Source organism: Niveibacterium microcysteis, from assembly GCF_017161445.1.
Lineage (GTDB): Bacteria > Pseudomonadota > Gammaproteobacteria > Burkholderiales > Rhodocyclaceae > Niveibacterium > Niveibacterium microcysteis.
Genome location: NZ_CP071060.1, coordinates 4,652,276 through 4,670,259, shown reverse-complemented (window position 1 = coordinate 4,670,259; position 17,984 = coordinate 4,652,276). Strand labels below are relative to the sequence as shown.

Here is a 17,984-nt window from a genome sequence, read left to right as displayed (position 1 = left end):
AGTTTCGGATGATGCATCCGTAATAAATGACAAGCAACTGCCCCGACTGGCTTGCTGGCGACTCAGGCGGGCACGGCTGGCCGCGCGCTGACCCCGCAGAGCGCGAGGAAGGCCTTTTCAAGTGGTGCGCGGGGCAGATCGCGCGTGATGAAGACCAGCCGGGTGTCCCGGTCGGCGTCGGGCCAATCCGGCAGGCTGCTGTCCGGATAGCGTTCTTGCTGTACTGCGTGGACAACGCGCGGGCCCGCTTCGCCAGCGATGTGTACGAGGCCTTTCACGCGCAGGATGCGCTCGCCGGTGACTTGCAGCAGCAGATCCAGCGCGTCGGCGAAGGCATCCCACTCGAATGGGGTTTCAAAGCGCAGCAAGTGGGTCTGGATGTCGCGTGAGTGGGTCGCGCGCACGCTGCGGCCGAACGCGTCGCGCGCATCGGCGGCTTCGATTCGCCCGCTGCCCAGCCAGGTGCCGAGTGCCGCCGTCGCGCTCGGCCCGGCGCTGAAGGCCATGCCGGCCAGCAGTTCGCTCGGTACTCGTCCCATGCGGCCTTCGAAGCGTGCTGCCGAGGGGTTGAGGCGATCAAGTGCCCGGCCGGCGGCATCGCGTTCGGCCTGCGTTGCGATGTCGCACTTCGTCATTACGATCCGGTCGGCGTAGGCCACCTGGCGTTCTGCCTCCGGGTGCTGGGCGAGTTGCCAGCTCGCATGGCGCGGGTCGACCGTCGCCACGACGCCGTCAAGCCTGAAACGATAGGCGAGGAACGGGTCGCGCATCAGCGTGTGGATCACCGGTGCCGGGTCGGCGAGGCCGGTGGTTTCGATCACTACGCGGTCGAGCCGGGCAAGGCGCCCTTCTTCCTGTCGCACGCATAGCTCACGCAGGGTGCGGGCCAGGTCGCCGCGCACCGTGCAGCACAGGCACCCTGATTCGAGCAGCACGACTTCCTCGTCCACCCGTTCGATCAGCAGATGGTCGAGCCCGACCTCGCCGACTTCGTTGATCAGGACGGCGCAGCCGGCCAAGGCCGGGTCGCGCAGCAGGTGGTTGAGCAGGGTGGTTTTTCCGCTGCCCAGGAAGCCGGTCAGCAGGGTGACGGGAACAGGAGATCGCATCTGCTGATTGTAGGTCGGCTATTGGCGCGTGCCGGTATCAATCAACCCGTCGTAGAGATACGCCTTCAGCGCCATGCGTTGGTGCCAGGGCAGATGTTGATGGGTGTCACCAAACGAGAGGCCGTAGTGCAGCAGGCCGCCCTTGCGTGTCTGCTGATTCCGGATGATGCATGGCAGCGAGAGCATGTAGGCCTCGTTGTCGAGGCGCATGCGGAAGGTCAGTGTCACCTGGCTGCCGATCTCGCCGATCACGAATTGCGTGTCGACGGCACAGCCCTTGTCGGACATGTCCGAGATTGCAACCTTGAGCTTTTCCTTGCCGGCTGCGTCGATCACCGCAGGCAGCGCTGCGCTGACCCGCAGCGACGAGCGATAGGCCTTGCGCTGTGCCACTTTCGGGTAGCCGAGCATCAGATAGGCGGTGGGCGCGGCGCCGTAGCGCGTCACACTGGTCTCGAAGGCGTACAGGTAGCGGCCGCTGCGCAACTTCACGAACAGCGGCAGGCCCTCGTGGTCTCGCCAGAAGAAGTTACGGCTGATGAACGGGGCGCCGACGATCAGCGCCTGCATCGGCATCAGGCCAAAGAACGGCACGCTGTAGGGGCGCGTGTCGTCGTCCCCGGGCAGGCGCAGGAACAGCTCGATCGATTCGACCGAGTGACCCAGCTCGCGGAACGGGTCGCGGCTCTCGCCGATCAGCAGTTCCTTGTCGCTCTCGTCCACCAGCGCCATGCCTGCGCGCGCGATGCCTTCGGCGGTGCGGAAGGGGCGCGTACTGAGCAGGCGGCTCAGCATGTCGTCGTCGGCCACCACCGAACCGGCCGCCAGCACCAGGATGCCGCCACGCGTGAACAGGTTGTACGGCACCGGCTTGCCGACGGTGAGCTCGAAATCTGCGACCGGAATCAGGACCTGCTGCTTGTCGGACATCGGGCACGGTTTGCTTGATGGCCCGTCGCGGGTTCGCCTGGGCCCAACAGCATTGTCGGCGAAATCCGTAAAAGCTGAAGGGCCCCAGGCAACGCAGCCCTACGGCGTCGCGACGCTGGCTATTGCCGCACCATGCCGTGCCGGGCGGCGGCGCTGGTTCGGCCGCGGCAGGCGCAGGAACAACAATGCGCCCACGAGGCCCAGGGCGACCACGCCCACGGCTACGCCAGCCTGTATCCACTCGATGGCGTCCTTCCATGCCGGGTGCCAGCGCCACATGTGGGCGACAGCGAAGACGCTGCTTTCCAGTGCGTCTGTATCGCTTGCGCGCACGACCACGCCGCTCAACGGTTCGACGTACAGGCGGGCGTCCGGCGCATCGACACGAAACACCGGCAGCCGCTTGAAGCGAAAGCCGTACTCCCCGCCGAAGCGGGTGATCCAGGCGCCGGCGCGCAGCGGTGTGCCGGGCGCCCCCGTTGCGCTCGCTGCCTGGGCGAGTGCGAGCGCATCAATGCGATGGCCGAGTTCAGCGCCACTGCCCGCTGCAAATCGCACCCAACGAGGCAGATTGACGCTGCCGCCATGCCCTGAATGGCCCCCGGACGCAACGCCGCTCGCTGCGAGGTCTTGTGTGTGGGCGGGCTGACCCAGCCATTCTGCGTGTGACCCGGCTGCGACCAGCGCCAGCTGCGTGAAGCGGCCCGCGGGCACCGCGCCCAGCTCGCTGCTTGGCACTGACAGCTTGGCCTGCAGTGGGGGCGCGGCGTCCTGTGCGACACCGACCCATAGATGCAGCAGTCCACTGAGGCTGAAGGCGAGCATGACCAAGGCAAGCGGCCAGGCGAGCCGCCGATGCCAGCGTGCCAGCGGACGTCGTGCCAGCCTGCGCGCTGCGTTGTGCCGCAAGGCCCACCAGAACCACAAGCCGATCAATGCCGAGAGCGCGTTGAACACCAGCAGTAGCGATACCAGGGCTCGTTGCGCCCCGGGCCAGCCGGCCAGGGGCTCGAAGTTGTGGCCGATGCGGAACAGGCGGCTCAGCAACGCGCGGCGATCATCAGTGAGGCTGACAAGGCGCCCCTGCGCGGTATCGACATAGGCGCGCAGCCCGCCGGCGTCGGCGAAGTCGACGCGCCAGACCGGGAGGATGCGGTTGCCGGCTCGGTAGTCGTCATCGAAACGGTGTACTGGTGTCACGGCGCGCAGGGGCACGTCCGGCCGCCCGGCGTAGTGCCGCGCGAGCGCGATGGCCCGCATTTGATCCGCGCCATCCAGCTCGCCCCCGGTGTCGAGCGCGAAATAGCGCGGCGTGGTGCCCGGCTGGGTTTCGACCCGCCATGCGGCCTGACCCGCCACGTCAGCGAGCGACAGCGCGGCGACGCGTTCTACGCCAGCCGCTTGCAGCAGGCTTGCGAGCGGTGCGGCGGCATCGGTGTCGATGCTGCGCATCGGCGGCTGCATTGCAGCGGCCCTCGGCTGGACACGTGAGAGCACCGGATGCAGTGCGCCAGACAACCCCCACAACACGATGCCGATGCAGCTGAGCATGCCGAGCCAGCGGTGTGTCGCCCAAAGGATTGCTCTCATGAGCGCACCCCGTCGTTGTGGGTTTGGGCGGTCTCGGTGGTGCTCGCCTCTGGCGGGGTGCCGCCGAAGTGGTAGCGCAGACCGATGAAGAAGGTGCGTGGTGCGCCGGGCGTGTAAGTGTCCTGCTTGTCGGGGGCGCGTAAGCCGCTTCCGGTGTAGCTGCTGGCCGCAATCTCGGCGTAGCGGGCGTCGAACAGGTTGGCGATGCGGCCGAATATTTCCCAATCGCCCTCGCGCCAGCTTGCACGCAGGTGCGCCAGGGTGTGGCCGTCGTAGCGCACGGTGTTCGCGTTGTCCATCCAGTAGGCGCCGACATGTTGGCCTTCCAGCGCGATGCGCGCGCACTCGCCCGGCAGCCATGCCAGCTCGGCGTTGGCGAGCAGACGTGGTGCGCCGGGCATGTCCTTGCCGCTGAAGTCGAGCGTCGAACTCGGGCGGTAGTTGCCGTAGCGGTGCTTGGCCCATGCGCCGGAGAACATCACCTCGAAGCTGCCCAGCCGCGCCTGGCTGCCGAATTCGACGCCGACATGGCGGGTGCTGCCGGCGTTGCGCGGTTCCGACACCCCGGGGCGGATCGTGTAGCTGAGGATCTCGTCGCTGCCGGCGAGGCGATAGACCGTCAGTTCCGCGCTCAGGCGGTGGTCTGGCCGTGCCCAGCGCGCGCCGGCCTCGATATTGTCGAACACCGCCGGGCGCAGATCCGGCGTGGCGAGCGCGCCACCGTACTGGCTGCTGACCTCGGGCGGCGTGAAGCCCTGGCTGTAACGGGTGTAGAGGTTGAGCGTGCGGGTCGCGTCCCACGCCGCGCCGATGCTCGGGCTGGTGTGCGAGTAGTCGCGCGAGCCGGAGGCTGCGCCGGTGGTGGCCGACGGCGTCAGATGGTTGGTGTAGTCGTAGCCGATGTCGTCGTGCCGCGCCCCGGCGGTCAGCGTGAAGCCACGCAGCGGTCGCCATTCGCCCTGCAGGTAGGCGGCGACGCTGTGCACCGTGACGTCGTAGTCGCGCCGCGCCGAGACCACTCGGTAGCCGGTGTAGCGGCCGCTGGCCGGGTCGCGCGTGATTGCGAGGTTGTCCTCGCGGGCGTCCACCGGCGAATGGTCGAGGCTTACGCCGCCAATCAGGCGCAGCGTGCGGGCGACGTCCTCGCGGTGCCGAAGATCCGCGCCCAGCGAGCGGAAGTGCTGGTCGGTGGTGCGGCCGGACGCGGCACTCGCGCCGGTATCGAAGATCAGGTAGCTCGGTAGTTGATCGGTGGAGTTGTCGCGCCACCAGGCCGTCAGCGTGCTGAGGCTCTCGGCACGCCAGCGCGACTCCAGCGCCGACGACAGTCGCATCGCCTCGACATTGCGGAAGGTGAAGGTGTTGGGCGAAAACGCCGGCCGGCTGGCGTAGTCGGACGCGTTGAGCGAGCCGGGCATGTCGGTATCGAGGTAGTTGTAGCTCGCCACCGTCTTGAGCCGCAGCTGCGACGCGATCTGCCAGTCCCAGCGCAGCGACAGGCTGCGCTTGTCAGCGTCGGAATGAGTCTGCCAGCCGTCCCGCTGTGTGCCAACGTAGCCGCTCGCACGCAGGCCGTGCGCGCCGAAGTTGGTCGAGGCATCGAACTCGGCGCGGGTGTAGCCGTCGTTGCTGCGCTGAATTCCCAACTGCAGTTCGGGCGCCTCGCTCGGCGCCGCGGTCAGCAGATTGATCGCACCGCCGACGGAGTTGGCGCCATACAGCGAGGATGCAGGCCCTTTGATGACCTCGATGGCGCCGGCCGACGCGAGGTTCAGCTCGTACAGCGCGTTGTGGTTGAAGAGGCCGACCGGGCGGATCGGCAGGCCGTCTTCCAGGTACAGATACACCGCCTGGTAGGACAGTGGCTGCCGGATCGAGGTGTTGTGCTGCTCGTTGCCAAGGTCGGTGATGTACACGCCGGGGGCGGTGTTGAGCACCTGGCCGATGAAAGTGGGGCGGCGCGCATCGAGCATCGCCTCATCGATGCGTTCAACCGCGGCGGGCGTGGCGCGCAGTGAGGTGGCTTCGCGCGAGCCGGATACGACGATGCGTTCGACCTGCGCGACTTGCGTGGCCGGAGCGGTGATAACGGGTTCTTCGGCGTGCGCACAAGCACACGCCATCGCGGCCGCGAGCGGCGCGAGACGGAAGTGTTTCGACATGATGGACCTGATTGAAGTGCGATCGATGGCGCAACGCCCGGGTTGGGCAGCGCGTGGTCGTGCGGAACTTCAGCTCAGGTGCGGAGGCTCATGCTTTCGTAGCGCGGTCCACAAGGTGCCGCCCTGCGGCGCAGGTGGCAGCGTTGGCGGTACCGGCGCCTGGGCACGCAGCGCCACGCGGTACCACGCTGCTTCGGCCGATTGCGTGTGCAGCGAGGGGGCGTGTCCGGCCCCTTGGCACAGCTTGCAGTGGCCGTCGTCCTCGGCAGCGGGAAGCTTCTCGACATGACCGTCCGCAAACTGCAATACCTGGTGCGTGCCGCGTACCGAACAGAGTTCAAGCAGCGTCGCGCCTTGCCAGATCCGCACGCCGTGCACGAGTGCCGGCGCCAGCAGTGCGAACAGCACGGCAAGCAGCGTGAGGCGGACGATCAGGCGGCGATACAGGAACAAGGGGCGAACGCTCGGTGACAAACCGGCCGCCATTCAATCATGCGGCTTTCGGCGCGGTAAAGGCAGCGCAGCGCGTTTTCTTGACCGGTGCAAAGCGGACCGGCACGCCGGGCATTCCATGAAGTGCTTCTGACTCTGGCGCCGGGCAGCGCGAATCTGCTTCAATCGCGACTTCGTCTTGAAGGGCTCCGCCTGTGATCCAGAGAATTGTCCTGATCGCGCTGCTGCTGTGCTGCAGTGCGTGTGCCACCCAGGTGGCGGAAAAACCGCTTGAAGCGCTCGAGCCGGGTGGCCAGCCGCCGATCGCCTTCCAGCGCGCGGCACTGTCTCCGCACAACGGCGGCACGCTGATCGGTGCGCAACTGCTGCGCGCGGGGGACATCCTGCTCTCGGCCGCCAACGGCATCACGTCGGCGGGGATCCGGTTGTTTACGCTGGCGCCGGTGAGCCACGCCGCGTTGTACATCGGCAATGGCGAAGTGGCCGAAGCCGTGGGCGAGGGCGTGCGGGTGCGATCGGTGGCCGAGGTGCTGGACGAGGAATCGGTGGTTGTCGCCTTCCGCCATCCGTCGCTGGACGATACCGGCGCTGCGCGCATCCGCAGCTTCGCGCAAGAGAAAGTGGGCGATCGCTATAACTACGTCGGTGTGATGATGCAGGCGCCGTTCTCGATCGAGCGTCGCTTGTGCGAACTGCCGACGGTGCCAGCCTCGATCCGCGATGCGTGCATCAACGGGCTTGCCACCGTGCAGTTGGGCAATGGCAGCGCGGGTGACGACCGCTTCTTCTGCTCGCAGTTCGTGCTGGAGGCCTACCGCGAGGCGGGCCACCCGATCACCAAGTCCAATCCGACCTGGGTTTCGCCGGCGGACATCCTCCACATGCGGGAGGGCGACGTGTCATCGATCCAGGTCGACCAGCCGCTCACTTACGTCGGTCACCTCAAGTTCCCGCCCGCGCCCACGCCGATGGTCCGTATCCCCGACGGCGCCTGAGTCGGACTCAGCGCAGTGACACAAAGGGCGCCCGTGGGCGCCCTTGTCGCATCAGTGTCAGCCGCGCGCCCGGGCGCTTAGTCGTTGGTCTCCAGCACCTGCAACTGCACCTTCTGCGCCACGGTCTGGCCGGGCGGGTTGTAGCGCCACTGGCGAATGGCGTCGACCACGGGCTGACGCAAGGCCGCGTTACTGATCTCCAGCACCTCCAGATCCGCTACGGCACCTTCCGGCGTCACGTTGAAGCGCAGCGTGGCGCTCTGCGCGCCCTTCAAGCGCCGGCGCACCGGTGTTGGAATATCCGGCTCGACCATCGTGACCAGCGTCGGCTGGGGAGGCGGCGGCAGGGCGGCAGGCTCTGGCGCCGCGGGTGGTGGCGCCTCAAGCGCCGGTGCCGCGATGGCGAGCTTCTCGGGCGCTGCTTGGGCTTCCGCTGCCGGCGCGGCCGTTGCGGGCTTGTCGGCCGCAGCCGTTGCGGGCGCCGGCGCCGGTGCTGGGCGAGGTTTCGCGGTAGCGACAGGGGCGGCGGGCTTCGCCTCGCGCGGCGGCGCCGGCTTCTTGTCCTTGTCTTTGTCCTTTGCCTGTTCCACCTGCAGGATGAAGCGCATCGGCCCTTCCGCCTGCCGGCGGGTGGCTTCCGAGACCTCGGTCTCCGACATCACCTGAGGCATCGGTTTTGCGTTCTGTGCGCTTACCGGCGCGTGCCAGCCTGCCAGCAGCGCGGCGCCGCAAAGCCAGTTCCAGCGATGTTTCCTGCTCTGCGCGCGGACTCCGGTGCGCGCGCCTTCCCATGCAGCCAAGCGCTTCAATCGAGCGACCCCCCAGATCATCAATCCCAAGGCAGCCGCCGGTAGCAGCCACCCCTTGCGCGCCAGACGGTCTCCAGCGCCAGAATTGCGAGAAGCAAAAAATACGCCGAATCTGCCGCGGCAGACTTCGCGCCTGGCTGCAGCTCGGATGATGTTCGATTGCCGCATTGCGCCCCCCGGCGCAATGACTTGGAAAATCAGGCTGATACGGGGCGATTTCACTGCGCCGTTCGTATCAGGGCGGCAATTGTGGCGTGCAAGCCGCGTGGCGCACAACCCGCCCGGTGACAATTTTGGTGTTACTGCCAAAGCGTCGGCGATGCACCGCCGTGGCGCCTGTTGCGCCACCCCAAGGCACGTAATGACAAGTGTTGACGCAGGCACTGGCGCTGCCATCGCGCCGCGCTCACCATGCGACTTGGCACACCACGGCGACGGAGGCAAACCATGGGACTGTTCGATTGGCTGCGTAAGCAAGAGGGCCCCGCGCCGGCTGAAACGGTTTCGCCGCAGCTCGTGCGCGATGCAACAGACTTCCTGATCCGGCAGACCGATCCGAAGCTGGCGTTGTGCTCGCGCTACGACGAGCGCTTGGCTCCCGGCGTTAGCGCGACGATCCGCCACATCATCGCGAGCGTGAAGCAGATGCCGACACCGTGCGATGCGTCGCCCGACCACTGGCATGGCACGCCTGAGCTGGCGGCCTTCTTCGTCTCGCCCGACGAGTTGGTGAATGCGTTCAGCCGCTCCGAGCCGCTGCAGGCCTTGTTCGAGCAGAACCCGACGCTGGACGCCGCGTACGCGGTGCTGGGCACCACGCTGATCGAGCGCAAGGGGCTCGGGATGGCGATGGAGGGCGAAATCCTTCGTCGCGACGTGGTGCAGACCAGCGTGAGCTTCTCCAACCCCAGAGTGCATATTGTCGCCCCTGACGCGGAGGGGCTTGGTCGCACCGTCGCGTGGCGGATGTTCGAAGAACTGGCGATGGTGGCCCTGGAGCGCATCGATGCCCTGCGGGACGAGCGCAAGAGCCTCTCCGACGACCGTGCCTTGCTGCAAACGCGCTTGCAGATGCTGCATGGCCACGGCACCGGCTTCGATGTGCACGACGGGGGGAAGGACGGCGAAGCGCTCAAGGCCTTGCTGGAGGAGAACACCCGTGCGCTGGCGGCCTCGGGCGCCGGCGTTGATGCGTTGGAACACGAGCTGGAAGTGGTGCGCGGCGTGCTTGAGAGCGCCGAGTCGCTGGTCTCGATCACCACGCGCACGATGCGCCTCACCGCGATGAACCTGCTCGTCGAGGGCGAGAGCAACGAGCCGCTGCGCGAGATCCGCTTCGCCTATGCCAGAGCCGAGCGGCTTCGCCCAGTCACCCGCGCAGCCCTGCAGGTGCGTTTCCCGCGCAGCGCGATGCGCAAGGTGACGATGAGCTTTGCCGAGGCAAGCCGCCTGCCGATCTGAGGCCGGTGCGCAGCGTGGCGCCGGCCCGGCGCGGCGGGCGTCAGACCGGTGCGGTGAGAAAGGTGTGCGCAACGGCCAGTGCGGCCGTGTCGGCCAGCACGGCGTTCGGTGCGCCGCCCTTGCCCCACAGCGCGCCCATCCACTGCATGCCGAGGAAGTCGGCGCACAGCTTGTAGCTGTCGAACATCGGCTGCGCCTTCGCACGGTCGCCACTGGTGGCGATCACCCACAGGCGTTTCTTGCCCATGTGGGTCTTGAAGTCGACGCCGGGCACCCGCATCCAGGCGCTCCACTGGTCAAGGTAGGCCTTCAGCGGCGAGGGTACCGAGAACCAGTAGACCGGCGATACGAACACGATGTCGGTGGCTGCCAGCGTGGCATCCAGCAGCGTTGCTGCGTCGCCCTCCGGCGGCGGGTAGCTGCCGGCCGTGTGGCGCAGGTCGACGAAGGCTGGCAGCTGGCATTGTGCGAGCGCGATCCACTGCTGGGGCGTGTCCGCTGGCAGCGCCTCAGCGGCTGCACGGGCAAGCGTTTCGGTGTTGCCAACATGGCCCGGCTCGCGGGTGCTGGCCGTTAGAAAGAGAAAGCTGCGCATCGGGTGTTTCGTTTTGAAAGGGTGATGGGGCGTCGCCGGTTCAGCGTTCGAAACGCATGCCGCAGCGTGCGTCCGTGCTTGGCGCCGGCCAAAGCTGAACCTGCTCCAGCGTAAGAGTTCTGCCTTGCAGGACTGCCGTTCCCTGCAAGCGTAGCCCTTCGGGAATTCGGTTGCCGCCCTCGGCGGTGAACGTGATTGTGCCGCGCTCGGGATCGTGACGATAGCGACCCCAGTAGTCCTTGTACGCCTCGAAGGGTTGGCGGGTGACGCTGAACTCGCCGCCGGCGTCGAAGATCAATTCTTGTACCGGCTCGCCGGGGCTCAGTTCGCGGCCGTCGCAGGCGAGCTCAGCAACCTGGTGCCAACGCCCTGCGAGGGGGTGACGGTGCGCGTCGAATACGCGCAGAGAACCCTTCACTTCGCGTCCGCCGACTTGCGCGCGTACGTTGACGAGACTGCCGTCCAAGGTGTCCGGCGGGATGCGGATGAGGCCGTGCTGATCGACGCTTGCCGGCAGGTCCACGGACCAGCGATCGACACAATTGTCAGGAAGCGCGTGCATCAGGCCGGGCCGCTCGACACGCCAGACCTTCGCATTGACGACACTGGCCGGTGCGGTGTCGACGGTATGGTCCCAGATCATGAGGCCGCCCGGTCCGCCGCAGGCCTGCGCTTCGGACGGATGGGGCGCGAAGGCCAGCTCACCGCGTTCCGCATCCCAGCGCCAGGCCGCGGGTGCGAGTAGACGTGCCGAGATTCGCAGCAACAGCGGCCCGGGGAGCTGCTGCGGATCTGCCGGCCGGGCTCGCAGCCGCGCGGCGAGCAGGTCGCTGTGAAGGTCGTCGCCAGCTAGTGCCTTCCGCCAGCGTTCGCGTGCGCTTGCGCTCAGGCGCCAGGCGGACGCCTGCCATGGATCGGGCCAGGCTGCGGCGGGGCGGACATCGCAGCGCGACAGCGAAAGCACGACGGTCTCGCGCGCCGCGTCGAGGACATCGAGAAACGGCTCGCAGGCGGCCGCCCCGGCGATGCCCGGCGCAGCGAGCAACGCCGTTGCAAGCGGTGCGGCCCGCCAGCGCATCGACAGTGCTTTCATTGATCAGGTCTTCCGATGCTCGGGCGATTGTCCTGCGTGGGCCGCAAGGTATGCGTACGCGACAGACCGGATTGACCCCGCGGGGGCTCACCGCTAAGGTGCGGCCTCGCTCTTTTTCCTACCCGGTATCGCGCACGGCCACAAACTGCAGCGCGAACCATGTGCCAAGCCCAGACCCGGGGGCGGCGCCAATCCCAACACCCACAGGGAGCACCAACATGGTCTTCGATCACACCGACTTCGACCAGCATGAGCAGGTCGTCTTTTGCGCCAACCCGATGGCCGGGCTGGCTGCCATCATCGCCGTCCACGATACGCATCGCGGCCCCGCGCTGGGCGGTTGTCGCCACTGGCACTACACCGATGACGCTGCCGCGTTGACCGATGCGCTGCGTCTGTCGCGCGGCATGAGCTACAAGGCGGCGCTCGCGGACCTGCCGCTTGGCGGCGGTAAATCGGTAATCCTCGCCAACCCGGCGGCGGAGCGCGCCCGCATGTTCGAAGCCTTTGGCGAAGCGGTGGAGCGTCTTGGCGGACGCTACATCACGGCCGAGGATGTCGGCACCACCACGACCGACATGTCGGCGATACGCCGTGCCACGCGCCATGTCAGCGGCGTCGCGGCAAGTGAAGGTGGCCGCGGCGATCCGTCCCCGGCGACGGCGCTCGGCGTGCTGAGGGGTATGCTCGCGGCGCTCGAAGCGCGGTTTGATTCCGATACGCTGCAGGGGCGACGCGTTGCTGTGCAGGGCCTCGGCAGTGTCGGCTTCGCACTGTGCCACCTGCTGCACGAACGCGGTGCGCGATTGATCGTTGCCGATATTGCCGCAGAGCGTGTCGAGCGCGCGGTACGCGAGTTCGGCGCGGTTGCGGTTTCGGTCGATGTGATTCACGCCGTCGAAGCCGATGTGTTCGCCCCATGCGCGTTGGGCGCCGTGCTTGACGCGGTACGCGTGCCACAGCTGGCTTGCGCCGTCGTGGCCGGGGCCGCCAACAACCAGCTTGCCCATGACGGTATCGACGAAGCGCTGCGCGCGCGCGGGGTGCTGTACGCCCCGGACTACCTGATCAACGCCGGAGGGCTGATCAAGGTTGCCGGCGAGTACCTCGGCTTCCCGGTCGAGGAAGCCGACCGGCGCGTGCTGGCCATCCGCGAACGGACGACCGAGGTGCTGCTCACCGCATTGCGTGAAGGCGTGCCGACTGCGCAGGTGGCCGACCGGCTGGCGCGCGCGCGTATCGGCCGCGCCTGATCCGCCGGCACCGCGGCGTGGGTTCATTCGAGCAGCCCCGCCGCGTGCTCGGCGATCGCCTGCGGGCAGATCGCGCAGAAGCGCTTTACGCTCAACGCGATCTGCCGCGCGGTAATGCCGCCGGCGAGCAGCAAGTGATACGAAAACCGTAACTTGCCGCGCTCGTCGATGGCCGCGCGCACCAGCACGTATTCCCGATTGATCCGGTTCGCGCATTCGAGCCGGGCAAGATGCGGCACGTCGTCCATGAAGCTGTACTGAGCCGCGAGCGTGATGCGATCGTGCTCCGGCTCGGGGAGCAGCACATAGCAGACGATGCCCTCACGCACCAACACATCGCCGTCGCCATCGATCTCGACTTCCATCAGTGCGGCGTCCAGAATCTCGTAAAGCGTGTCGCGCGTGACGGCCTCCCGCGCGAAGTAGCCAGTGCTCATCATGTTGTTCCTCCGTAACGCAGATCACGGTGTCTGCCCTGTATAGGACGAACCGTTTGCGATTTGTCAGGAGGCGCGCGCTGCGAACTGGCGAAAGCGTGTCTGCGGGTCTATAAACGGCTCGCGGGGCCGTGACAGTTGTCTATCCCCGGCCCGCAGTCCCGAAGACCAATAACAAGCAGTGTCTAGATAGGAGATCAGCCATGTCCGCGCTACGTATGCGCATTGCCGCGTTGGGGATTCTTGCGCTCGCAGGAACCGCTCACGCACAGGAAGCCTACAACCCCTCTTGGTATGCGCTCCCCAGCGTTACCACCCTTGATTCGGACAAGGACTGGAAGTCCGATGACATGAAGGTTGGCGGTGGTCTGGCGTTTGGTGGCCCGCTGTCGCAGGCTTTTGATCTGCAGATTGGTGGATATGGCAATCGCACTACCAATCCGAACTCTTATCGCCAGAACATCCTCGGTGCCGACGTACTGTGGTTGTTCTCCCGGAGCAGCTTCCGTCCTTTCGTGCTAGCGGGCGGCGGAATTGAGGATGACAAGCTTGGCTCCGAGACAGGAACGTATAGCAAAAACGCGGCCTATCTGAATGGCGGCGCCGGTTTCCAGTGGTTCTGGGGTGAGCAGTTCTTCCTGCAAGCGGATGCGCGGTATATCTACGGCTTTACCAACAAGGACAAGTGGGGCGAGAACCTCGATTCGAGCGGCAACATCATGTACCGCGTCGGTTTGGGCTGGGTTTTCAGCCCGCCGCCGAAACCCGCTGCGCCGGTTACGGTTGCTCGGGCCGAGGCACCGAAGCCAACCGCACCGGCGCCGGTGGCGCCTAAGCCGTCGGCTGAGAAGGTGACGCTGGCGGCAGATGCCTTGTTTGATTTCGACAAGGCCGTGCTGCGCGAAGATGGCAAGGCGAAGCTGGCTGAGTTTGCCGCCGCGACGAAGCAGCTTTCGACGCTGGAAGTGATCACTGCAGTGGGCTACACCGATCGTCTGGGCAAGGACGCCTACAACCAGACCCTGTCGGAGCAGCGTGCCGCAGCGGTGAAGAACTTCCTCGTTGAACAGGGGATTGATCCGAACCGCGTGGCGACCGAAGGCAAGGGCAAGGCCAACCCGATTGCGCCTTGTACCGGTCTTGGTGCTGAGTCCAACCGCAACAAGGTGCTGGTCGAGTGTCTGCAGACCAACCGCCGCGTCGAGGTGGAAGTCATCGGCACGCGCATGCCTCAATAAGCGCAGCACAAGCAGAAAACCCCGCCGAGGTCTGGCGGGGTTTTTTATTGTTGCGTGGCCGATTCAGGGGCCGAAGCGGCGCAGCCCTTCGAGATCCTTGATCGTCAGGCCGCCGTACTCAACATGCAGCAGGCCTGCCTGTTCAAGCACCTTCAGGGCCTGGTTGACCCGCTGGCGCGACACGCCGGCGAGGTAGCCGATTTCTTCCTGTGAGATCTGCAGCTGGGCGCCAATGCCCGGATACAGCACCGTGTTGAAAAGCCCCGCCAGGCAGCGCGCAACCCGCGCATCCGGGTCGAGCAGGCGGTCGTTTTCAACCGTGGCGATGAACTGCCCGAGCCGCTCGTTGAGTTGCTGCAGCAGGAAGCGGTTGAACGGGATGCTGGTGTCGAGCAGCCACATGAAGGTGGCTTTGGGCATCAGCGCAATGTGCGAATCGCGCAAGGCGATCACATCGTATTTGCGCAGCTCGTTCTTCAGGATTGAACCTTCGCCGAACCAGCCGCCACGCGGCACGCCAGTGAAGGTGGTTGAACGGCCATCGGCCGAGAAGGTGTTGATCTTCACCAGGCCGTCGACGATACCCAGCCAGTGTTCGACCGGGTCCCCCTTGCGTACTACCGTCGCCCCGGCGGCGAAGAAACGCACCTGCACTTCGCGTTCGACGCGCATGCGCTGGATATCGGTCAGGTCGATCGTCCAGAGGCTGTCGCGCAGCAGGTCTGCAAGCGTGCTCATTTTGATTGTCCGTATGGTGACAGCACGCTGTAAGCGCGCTTGGCTATGGTGCAAGCGATCTTGGCAAAAGCGTGCTTGCGGCAGTGCACGATTGAGCCGACGACCGGGACACAGTACAAAGCGTTGTGCGCGGGGGTGACGCAGGGCCGCGGGGGATTCGGCCAAGTGTCAGCGCACGACACCGGAACGCACAGGCAAAGAACCTGGGCGCGAACAAAGGAGGATTCTGGCACAAGTCGCGGCCTCGCGATTCGCGCCAGACGGCGTACTGCGCCGACAAGACGAGGAGGGTGGGGAATGCCGGAATCCGGCTTGTCGCGCCACGCACCGGACGCTGCGCTGGATACCTTTCCACGCCTGCTCGCCCATCACGCCCAGGTCCGCGGCACCCGGCCTGCGGTGCGTGAGAAGGAATTCGGCATCTGGCAAACGTACACCTGGGCCGACGCTGCCGAACAGGTGCGGGCGATCGCGTGCGGGCTTGCCGAACTCGGCTTTCAGCGCGGTGATCGACTCGCGATCATCGGCGACAACCGGCCACGGCTGTACTGGTCGATCTGTGCGGCGCAGGCACTGGGCGGCATCCCGGTGCCGATGTACCAGGACGCGGTGGCGCAGGAGATGGCCTTCGTCATGGCCGACGCCGAGATCCGCTTCGCGATCGCGGAGGACCAGGAACAGGTCGACAAGCTGCTCGACGTGCGCAGCACCGTACCCGCGCTGGGGCACATCCTGTACGACGATTCGCGCGGCATGCGGCATTACGCTCAGGCGGGGCTGCTGTCGCTCGACGCGTTGCAGGCCAAGGGGCGCGAACGCCACCAGCGCGACCCGCACTTCTACGCCGCCGAAGTGGCGCAGGGTGCCGCCGACGACGTCGCGATCATGCTCTACACCTCTGGCACCACAGGTACGCCCAAGGGGGTGATGCTGTCGCACGCGAACCTGTTGCGAACCGCCAAGAACGCGGCGGATTTCGACGGACTGACCGATCAGGATGAGATCCTCTCCTACCTCCCGATGGCCTGGGTGGGCGACAACATCTTCTCGTGCGCGCAGGCCTACGTCACGGGCTTCTGCATCAACTGTCCGGAATCGTCCGAAACGGTGATGACCGATCTGCGCGAGATCGGGCCCACCTACTACTTCGCGCCGCCGCGGGTGTTCGAGAACCTGCTCACCAGCGTGATGATCCGCATGGAGGATGCCGGGGCGATCAAGCGCGGGCTGTTCCACCATTTCATGGCGGTGGCAAAGCGGGTCGGCCCGCAGATACTGGATGGCAAGCCGGTCGGCCTGCTCGATCGCCTGCATTACGGTCTCGGCCAGCTGCTGGTGTATGGGCCGCTGCGCAACGTGCTTGGCTTTTCGCGAGTGAGGGTGGGCTATACGGCGGGTGAGGCGATCGGGCCCGAGATCTTCAGCTTCTATCGATCACTGGGCATCAACCTGAAGCAGCTCTATGGCCAGACCGAGGGCTGCGTGTTCATCTGCATGCAGCCGCACAACGAGGTCTTTGCCGATACGGTCGGGCCGCCCGCGCCGGGGGTCGAGATCCGCATTGCCGACAACGGCGAGGTGCTCTACCGTGGCCCCGGTGTGTTCCAGGCCTACTTCAAGAATCCGGAATCCACCGCCAGCACCAAGACTGCAGACGGTTGGGTGCACACCGGCGATGCGGGCTACTTCGATGCGCGCGGCCACCTCAAGATCATCGATCGCGCCAAGGATGTCGGCCGCCTGACCGACGGCAACCTGTTCGCGCCGAAGTACATCGAGAACAAGCTCAAGTTCTTCCCCAACATCAAGGAAGCGGTGGCCTTCGGCGATGGCCGCGGGCAGGTGTGCGCCTTCATCAACATCGACATCAGCGCGGTCGGCAACTGGGCCGAGCGGCGCAACCTCGCCTACGCGGGCTACACCGATCTTGCCGGCCGACCCGAGGTGTATGCGCTGATCCGCGAATGCGTCGAACAGGTCAATGCCGATCTCGCCGCGGACGAGAAGATGGCCGCCTGCCAGATCCATCGCTTCCTGATCCTGCACAAGGAACTCGATGCCGACGACGGCGAGCTGACCCGCACCCGCAAGGTGCGCCGCCGCTTCATCGAGGAAAAGTACGGCACGCTGATTGCCGCGCTCTACGATGAAACGAAGACCAGTTGCTATATCGAAACCCAGGTGAAATACGAGGACGGTCGCAGCGGCATGATTGCAGCCGATCTGCGCATCGAAGCGGCGCGGGTGTTCCCGCTGGCTGCTGCGCAGCGGGCGGCATGACGATGAGGCTGAACGAATTGCAGCAGGTGGGAGATGCCGTGGCGGAAACCGCAGGGCGCAAGATCGGCGATGTGATCCTGAGCCTGGAACACATCTCGCTCGCCTTCGGTGGCGTGAAGGCGCTCACCGATATCAGTTTCGACGTTCGAGAAGGCGAGATCCGCGCCATCATCGGTCCTAACGGCGCGGGCAAGAGTTCGATGCTCAACGTCATCAACGGCGTCTACCACCCGCAAGAAGGGCGCATCGTCTTTCATGGCAGGGAGCGCCGCGCGATGGAGCCGCACAAGGCGGCGCGCCAGGGCATCGCGCGCACCTTCCAGAACATCGCGCTGTTCAAGGGCATGTCGGTGCTCGACAACCTGATGACCGGCCGCGTCACCAAGATGCACCACGGCCTCTTCGCGCACATGCTCGGTTTCGGCCCTGGCCGCCGCGAAGAGCTCGCACACCGCCAGAAGGTCGAGGAGGTGATCGACTTCCTCGAAATCCAGCATATCCGCAAGACACCTGTGGGCCGCCTGCCATACGGGCTACAGAAGCGCGTCGAACTGGGCCGTGCGCTGGCCGCCGAGCCGAGCCTGCTGCTGCTCGACGAACCGATGGCGGGCATGAACGTCGAGGAGAAGGAGGACATGTGCCGTTTCATCCTCGATGTGAACGACCAGATGGGCACGACCATCGTGCTGATCGAGCACGACATGGGGGTGGTGATGGACATCTCGGATCGCGTCGTCGTGCTCGACTATGGCAAGAAGATCGGCGACGGCGTACCGGCCGAAGTGAAGGCTAATCCCGACGTAATCAAGGCCTACCTCGGCGCCGGGCACTGAAGGGAGCA

Annotated in this window: 16 protein-coding genes; 6 read left to right on the top strand and 10 right to left on the bottom strand. The window is 66.1% G+C overall.

Annotation, left to right across the window (positions count from 1 at the left end):
- Positions 1-62: 62 nt before the first annotated feature.
- The 5 genes from JY500_RS21210 to JY500_RS21190 form a co-directional block, all read right to left on the bottom strand.
- Entirely contained in the window at positions 63-1,109 is a 1,047-nt protein-coding gene (locus JY500_RS21210) for a CobW family GTP-binding protein (RefSeq protein WP_206254516.1), read from the bottom strand.
- A gap of 18 nt (positions 1,110-1,127) precedes the next feature.
- A complete protein-coding gene (locus JY500_RS21205; RefSeq protein WP_172202308.1) occupies positions 1,128-2,039 on the bottom strand; it encodes a PilZ domain-containing protein in 912 nt (303 codons plus the stop codon).
- Positions 2,040-2,138: 99 nt separating this feature from the next.
- Complete coding sequence (locus JY500_RS21200; RefSeq protein WP_206254515.1) at positions 2,139-3,629, bottom strand: PepSY domain-containing protein; 1,491 nt, start codon at positions 3,627-3,629, stop codon at positions 2,139-2,141.
- Complete coding sequence (locus JY500_RS21195) at positions 3,626-5,791, bottom strand: TonB-dependent receptor family protein (protein WP_206254514.1); 2,166 nt, start codon at positions 5,789-5,791, stop codon at positions 3,626-3,628. The genes JY500_RS21200 and JY500_RS21195 overlap by 4 nt, the downstream gene beginning before the upstream one ends.
- 69 nt (positions 5,792-5,860) lie before the next feature.
- Positions 5,861-6,277 carry a DUF2946 family protein gene (locus tag JY500_RS21190; protein ID WP_206254513.1) on the bottom strand — a complete coding sequence of 139 codons (417 nt, stop codon included), beginning with the start codon at positions 6,275-6,277 and terminating at the stop codon, positions 5,861-5,863.
- 161 nt (positions 6,278-6,438) lie between these two features.
- On the opposite strand from JY500_RS21190, the gene JY500_RS21185 reads away from it, so the two are divergent.
- Entirely contained in the window at positions 6,439-7,239 is an 801-nt protein-coding gene (locus JY500_RS21185; protein WP_206254512.1) for a YaeF family permuted papain-like enzyme, read from the top strand.
- 77 nt (positions 7,240-7,316) lie between these two features.
- On the opposite strand, the gene JY500_RS21180 is transcribed toward JY500_RS21185, so the two are convergent.
- The gene (locus JY500_RS21180) at positions 7,317-7,910 is read right to left on the bottom strand and encodes a TonB family protein (protein WP_206254511.1); all 594 of its coding nucleotides are present in this window, start codon (positions 7,908-7,910) and stop codon (positions 7,317-7,319) included.
- Positions 7,911-8,495: 585 nt separating this feature from the next.
- On the opposite strand from JY500_RS21180, the gene JY500_RS21175 reads away from it, so the two are divergent.
- Entirely contained in the window at positions 8,496-9,509 is a 1,014-nt protein-coding gene (locus tag JY500_RS21175; protein ID WP_206254510.1) for a hypothetical protein, read from the top strand.
- Positions 9,510-9,549: 40 nt separating this feature from the next.
- On the opposite strand, the gene JY500_RS21170 is transcribed toward JY500_RS21175, so the two are convergent.
- Together JY500_RS21170 and JY500_RS21165 are read right to left on the bottom strand one after the other, a co-directional pair.
- Positions 9,550-10,104 (bottom strand): flavodoxin family protein, encoded by a 555-nt coding sequence (locus JY500_RS21170; RefSeq protein WP_206254509.1) that lies wholly within the window; start codon positions 10,102-10,104, stop codon positions 9,550-9,552.
- 40 nt (positions 10,105-10,144) lie between these two features.
- The gene (locus JY500_RS21165) at positions 10,145-11,149 is read right to left on the bottom strand and encodes a hypothetical protein (protein ID WP_206254508.1); all 1,005 of its coding nucleotides are present in this window, start codon (positions 11,147-11,149) and stop codon (positions 10,145-10,147) included.
- A 266-nt stretch (positions 11,150-11,415) separates the two neighbouring features.
- Between JY500_RS21165 and JY500_RS21160 the strand changes: the two genes are divergently transcribed.
- On the top strand, positions 11,416-12,450 hold the full coding sequence (locus JY500_RS21160) for a Leu/Phe/Val dehydrogenase (protein WP_206254507.1): 1,035 nt from the start codon (positions 11,416-11,418) through the stop codon (positions 12,448-12,450).
- A 23-nt stretch (positions 12,451-12,473) separates the two neighbouring features.
- Here the strand turns inward: JY500_RS21160 and JY500_RS21155 are convergent, their stop codons facing one another.
- On the bottom strand, positions 12,474-12,887 hold the full coding sequence (locus JY500_RS21155; RefSeq protein WP_206254506.1) for a YbjN domain-containing protein: 414 nt from the start codon (positions 12,885-12,887) through the stop codon (positions 12,474-12,476).
- Between the two features lie 203 nt (positions 12,888-13,090).
- On the opposite strand from JY500_RS21155, the gene JY500_RS22390 reads away from it, so the two are divergent.
- Positions 13,091-14,125 carry an OmpA family protein gene (locus JY500_RS22390; protein WP_206254505.1) on the top strand — a complete coding sequence of 345 codons (1,035 nt, stop codon included), beginning with the start codon at positions 13,091-13,093 and terminating at the stop codon, positions 14,123-14,125.
- A 63-nt stretch (positions 14,126-14,188) separates the two neighbouring features.
- Here JY500_RS22390 and JY500_RS21145 read toward each other — a convergent pair whose 3' ends face one another.
- Complete coding sequence (locus JY500_RS21145) at positions 14,189-14,863, bottom strand: Crp/Fnr family transcriptional regulator (protein ID WP_172202320.1); 675 nt, start codon at positions 14,861-14,863, stop codon at positions 14,189-14,191.
- A gap of 297 nt (positions 14,864-15,160) precedes the next feature.
- On the opposite strand from JY500_RS21145, the gene JY500_RS21140 reads away from it, so the two are divergent.
- Together JY500_RS21140 and JY500_RS21135 are read left to right on the top strand one after the other, a co-directional pair.
- Complete coding sequence (locus JY500_RS21140) at positions 15,161-17,143, top strand: AMP-binding protein (RefSeq protein WP_206254504.1); 1,983 nt, start codon at positions 15,161-15,163, stop codon at positions 17,141-17,143.
- Positions 17,140-17,976, top strand: coding sequence for an ABC transporter ATP-binding protein (locus JY500_RS21135; RefSeq protein WP_371814710.1), 837 nt, complete (start codon positions 17,140-17,142; stop codon positions 17,974-17,976). Before JY500_RS21140 ends, JY500_RS21135 begins: the two co-directional genes overlap by 4 nt.
- The last annotated feature ends 8 nt before the right edge of the window (positions 17,977-17,984 follow it).